Below are 4,658 nucleotides of genomic sequence, written 5' to 3' on the forward strand. Positions count from 1 at the left end.
AAAACAAAGAGGGTGAAATTATCCTCAAAGGCACAGCAACTTCTGCTGAAGAACTCAAGAAAGCTGAAACCTTGACTAAAGAAGTTCAAGGTGTGAAGACAGTGAAGGTAGAAGCAAAAGTTGAAGCTGTGAAAATGCCATAAAAGAATAACTGAAGCTCTCAGTTAACCGTGGACTAGCTAAATCAGCTTACATCGTCATCAAAGATAAACAGAGCTTACGCAGACGTAAATCCTGTTTATTTTACTTAAATAAGGTGAGGAATTGGCCATTGGTGTCAACAAAAGCTTAGAAATAGCTTAACTGTTGGCTTCTTCACCCGCCTGGAACTTTAGTTCCAGGCTACAAGCTTTAGTCTACTTCAGTAGACTAAAGATTCTTGGGGATATTTAGTCATCAAGAGATGACTTTTGCTATTAGCAAAAAACTTTAGTTCTTTGCGGGACATAGCTTTTACGTTAAGTTGACACGTATGGGAATTGGCAAAAGAAAACTCCTCACTGTAGATTTTAAGAAAAGAGAAAAAATTTGAACTACAACTGGCAGATTGATTTGAGGACTTGCAGCAACTCGATTGAAGATGTAGAGCGAGTTATATCTAGTTTTGGCAATAATTGGTAAATGGGAGTATTCCCTTGCTGCATATAGACAAACTGGTAATCCATACCATTAGTAGTTACGCCCCAAACTGATGTTTGATTTTCTAGACTTGTATACGCATAGGTGAGCAATTGCGGCAATCCTTCCAAAGCATTAAAACTACTATTTTTAGATTCAATCACTAGTATCCAAAAAGGCATAGTTACTATTCTTTCTTGAGTCTTACTAACAGCTAAAATGTCCATCCGTCCTTTGATCTTCGTATCTTCATCTTCAACGGAGATGTCAGTAATATTTTCTTCTAATATAATTTTAATACTGGGCTGATAGAAACCAGCTAACTTCATTAATGGTGCGAGAAAGAGAAATTTTATTTGTCCTTCAGAGATTTTACCCTCTGAGTAGTATTCATGGTATGTGTTACGGATTACCTGTAATTCCTGGTGCTCAAATTCTGTGAGATTTGCTAGCGATAGTAATGATGTAAATGAGTCATTTAACTGTTCTGTCAATTTAAGAAGGCTTTTAACATCTTTGAGCCTAAGATTTCTTGCATCTAAAGTAATTGTCATTTATTTACTCTTTCCTCGTTTGAGTTCAACCTGATAAAGAGGGGCAACATTTTCATCCAGCAGATATTTGAGAGTCATTTTCTTGTGCTTTTTTCATCGCTTCTTTTTCAGCTATCAGTTTTTTTAATTTGATTACAACTGGTGGGGGATTGCGTCGCTGTTCTTCTTGCATTCTATGACTCCACTCCAACCAATCAGCTATATAGTTGCTTACAGCTTCTTTGTTGTGCAAGTAATAAAGAATAGTCGCGTAAACTTGTTCTAGTGTTAGTGATGTATAAAGGTTGGCAATTTCTTCTGGAGTTCGAGCGCGGTGGATGTACTCGTAAAGGATAGTTTCAATTCCTACTCTTGTACCTTTGAGTCGAATATCATCAGGCCGCTGAAAGTCGAAGTAATCTTCTAGTTGCATAATTTAATTTATTATGTTTACCCATAAAAGTATCTTACATACTTGTAAAATATTCTTGCAAGAAAGAGTAATAAACTGATAGCGATCGCTTTGCCAACGACAACTTGTTACATTAGTTGATCGTTTTTCCAGTTAGTTATCTCAAACTGAAACTGGAATGATTTGATATAGTTGCTTTTGAACGCCTGCAATGAAATCTCGTGCTTGTGCTAACTCTAGCAGTATTGTTTTTTCTCAAAACCACGATTCTCCTTGCCCTCTCTGCGTTCTCCGTGCCTCTGTGGTAGCCTGCGGCAAGCCGCTTTGCGTCTACGATAATCCCTAATTTTCCCGCTACCCTCTTGCCAATTTTTAATTAGTTGATACACTTGTTCTTCATTAGCCCAGTGAACCAGCGCCTATGGTGCATATCAAGCGCGTGGAACTTACAAACTTCAAATCCTTCGGTGGCACTACCTCAGTCCCTTTGCTACCGGGATGTACTGTCATATCTGGGCCAAATGGTTCGGGTAAATCTAATATTCTAGATGCACTGCTATTTTGCCTCGGACTCTCCAGTTCTAAGGGAATGCGAGCCGATCGCCTGCCGGATTTGGTAAATAACACCCAAACTGCTAAAGGACGCGCTTCTATTGAGGCCAGCGTCACGGTAACGTTTGATTTGTCAGGAGAGGACTCACCCAAAGCCGCAAAAGCCCAGAGTGAGGAAGGCACAGAAGAAGATCAAGAGAATTCCCACTCCCCACTCCCCACTCCCCACTCCCCCACTGAATGGAGTGTTACTAGAAGGCTACGAGTCACTCACCAAGGAAGTTACACGTCGAATTACTATATCAATGGTGTATCTTGCACGCTGACGGAGTTGCATGAAGAACTAAGTAACCTGCGGGTTTATCCTGAAGGCTACAACGTGGTGCTGCAAGGGGATGTCACCAGCATTATCTCGATGAATGCGCGGGAACGGCGGGAAATTATTGATGAATTGGCTGGAGTGGCGGCGTTTGATCGCAAAATTATCCAAGCCAAATCAACTTTAGATGAGGTGAAGGAAAAGGAAGATAGCTGTCGGATTATTGAGACAGAATTAACTGCACAGCGCGATCGCCTTTCCCAAGATCGTGCTAAAGCTGAGAAATATCAAAAACTCCGCACGGAATTTCTAGCGAAACAATCCTGGGAAGCTGTTTTATCATGGCGATCGCTACAAGCACAACAAGAAAAGTTAGTTCACGAAATTCAAACAGGCGATCGCAATTCTAATGAACTCACTACCCAACTCACAAACCTAAATTCCGAAATCGTTCAAAAAACAGATCAACTTGAACAACTCAATGCTCATGTGAAAGCATTGGGAGAAGAGGAACTTTTGGCGGTACAATCTACCCTCGCCACCCAAGAAGCTGAACGGAAACAACTCCAGCGTCAACTAACGGAATTAGAAACAGCTTCTCAAGAAACTGCCAAACGTCTAGCTCAAACTCAGCAAGAGATTCAAAAACACCGTCTTTCCTTAGAAGAAATTGCCGAAACACAGATTGTAGAGACGCGATTCATCGCTTCTTCCCAGCAACAAAGAAATGAGGCACAGCAAGCGCTACAAAATTCCCGCGAAGCCGCCGCAGAAATCGCCTCGGCTTCGGAAGCCTGGGTGCAGCAACAAACGGCATTCAACCGTCAAATTGAAACTCTGCTGCAAACCCTGGAACCGCAACGCACAGAACAAGCACAACTCAGGGAACGCAATAACCAGTTACAGCAGTTAATCCAAGAACAAACTCAGTTAATTGAACGTGACGAACCACTATTAACTCAAAAACAAACTGAGTGTAATCAAATTGAAACCGAATTTAACGCCTCTAGCGAACCCATCCAAAATTTAGCCCAAAATCTCTCAGCCACAGAACAAGAACTGCAAATCCAACAGGAAACTCAAAAACGCTTACTTTCTGAACAACGAGAAAAACAACGCCAGTTGGATAAAATAGAGGCGCAAGCGCAAGCACAGCAAGAAGTCCAAGGAACCCAAGCTAGTAAAGTCATTTTACAATCGGGAATGCCTGGACTTTGTGGCTTAGTTGTGCAGTTAGCAAAGGTGGAACCCCGCCATCAGCTAGCTTTAGAAACGGCTGCCGGTGGACGCTTGGGACATATTGTGGTAGAAGATGACAGCATTGCCGCAGCCGGGATTGAATTGCTCAAACAGAAACGTGCTGGGAGGGCAACTTTTTTACCACTAAATAAAATTCACGCTCCCAAATTTACTCAAGATGCAACGCTGCGTTTTGCTAGCGGTTTCGTTAACTATGCCGTGAACTTAGTGGATTGCGATCGCCGTTACAAAGATGTATTCAGCTATGTTTTCGGTAACACCGTAGTTTTTGCCAACCTTGAGGGGGCGCGGAAAAATTTAGGATTATATCGCATCGTCACCTTAGACGGTGAACTTTTGGAAACCAGTGGTGCAATGACTGGTGGTAGTAATACCCAGCGTTCAGCGTTGCGGTTTGGCAATGCGGAAGCGGCAGAATCTGATGAAGCGATCGCTTTAAAAAGTCGCTTGGTGGACATTGAACGGGTTTTAGAGCGTTGTACTGAAGCGATCGCCACTTTGTCAACCAGAACCAAAAAACTCACCCAAGAACTCACAGAAGCGCGTCAGGTGCGGCGCGAACAGCAGTTGCAATTGGAGCAGTTGCACAAAGATATTAAGAATTTAACAGCCCAATTAGAGGGGACGCGATCGCAACTCGCCCAAAACAGCGAAAAGTTAGCCACTGCTCAATCCCGATTAGAAATATTGGATCGGGAATTACCGGGACAAGAAACTCATCTGCAACAATTGCGACACGCTTTAGCAGAGTTAGAAGCATCCCAAACCCCCAGCGAATGGCAACAAATCCAGGCGAAAATTAAAACTCAAGAGCAACAATTGCAACAACGAGAGACGGCGAACAAGACCGTTACTTGTTGATGATTTTGGGAAGAGAACCAGCGTATGATTTATCTCCTACTGTGACTCGCCGCGTTCACGGCTGTCTGATTCACATTGATATTATTGATGGCAAAATTTGGAT

The 4,658-nt window shown here is 42.5% G+C and carries 3 protein-coding genes and 2 pseudogenes; 3 read left to right on the forward strand and 2 right to left on the reverse strand.

Annotated elements, in window-relative coordinates; all coding sequences use genetic code 11:
• Window positions 1–143 (forward strand): BON domain-containing protein (locus LC574_RS27430; RefSeq protein WP_229456821.1); only part of this gene is annotated, 143 nt, incomplete at its 5' end.
• A gap of 390 nt (window positions 144–533) precedes the next feature.
• On the opposite strand, the gene LC574_RS27435 is transcribed toward LC574_RS27430, so the two are convergent.
• Together LC574_RS27435 and LC574_RS27440 are read right to left on the reverse strand one after the other, a co-directional pair.
• A complete protein-coding gene (locus LC574_RS27435; protein WP_229456819.1) occupies window positions 534–1,172 on the reverse strand; it encodes a restriction endonuclease subunit R in 639 nt (212 codons plus the stop codon).
• 52 nt (window positions 1,173–1,224) lie between these two features.
• A complete protein-coding gene (locus LC574_RS27440) occupies window positions 1,225–1,584 on the reverse strand; it encodes a DUF433 domain-containing protein (RefSeq protein WP_229456820.1) in 360 nt (119 codons plus the stop codon).
• Between the two features lie 400 nt (window positions 1,585–1,984).
• Here LC574_RS27440 and smc point away from each other — a divergent pair.
• Together smc and LC574_RS27450 are read left to right on the forward strand one after the other, a co-directional pair.
• Window positions 1,985–4,534, forward strand: a pseudogene (gene smc, locus LC574_RS27445) (chromosome segregation protein SMC); the annotation flags it as partial.
• 20 nt (window positions 4,535–4,554) lie between these two features.
• Window positions 4,555–4,658 (forward strand): annotated as a pseudogene (locus tag LC574_RS27450) (XisI protein); the annotation flags it as partial.

This window comes from Nostoc sp. CHAB 5715 (assembly GCF_020829685.1).
Taxonomy (GTDB): Bacteria; Cyanobacteriota; Cyanobacteriia; order Cyanobacteriales; family Nostocaceae; genus Nostoc.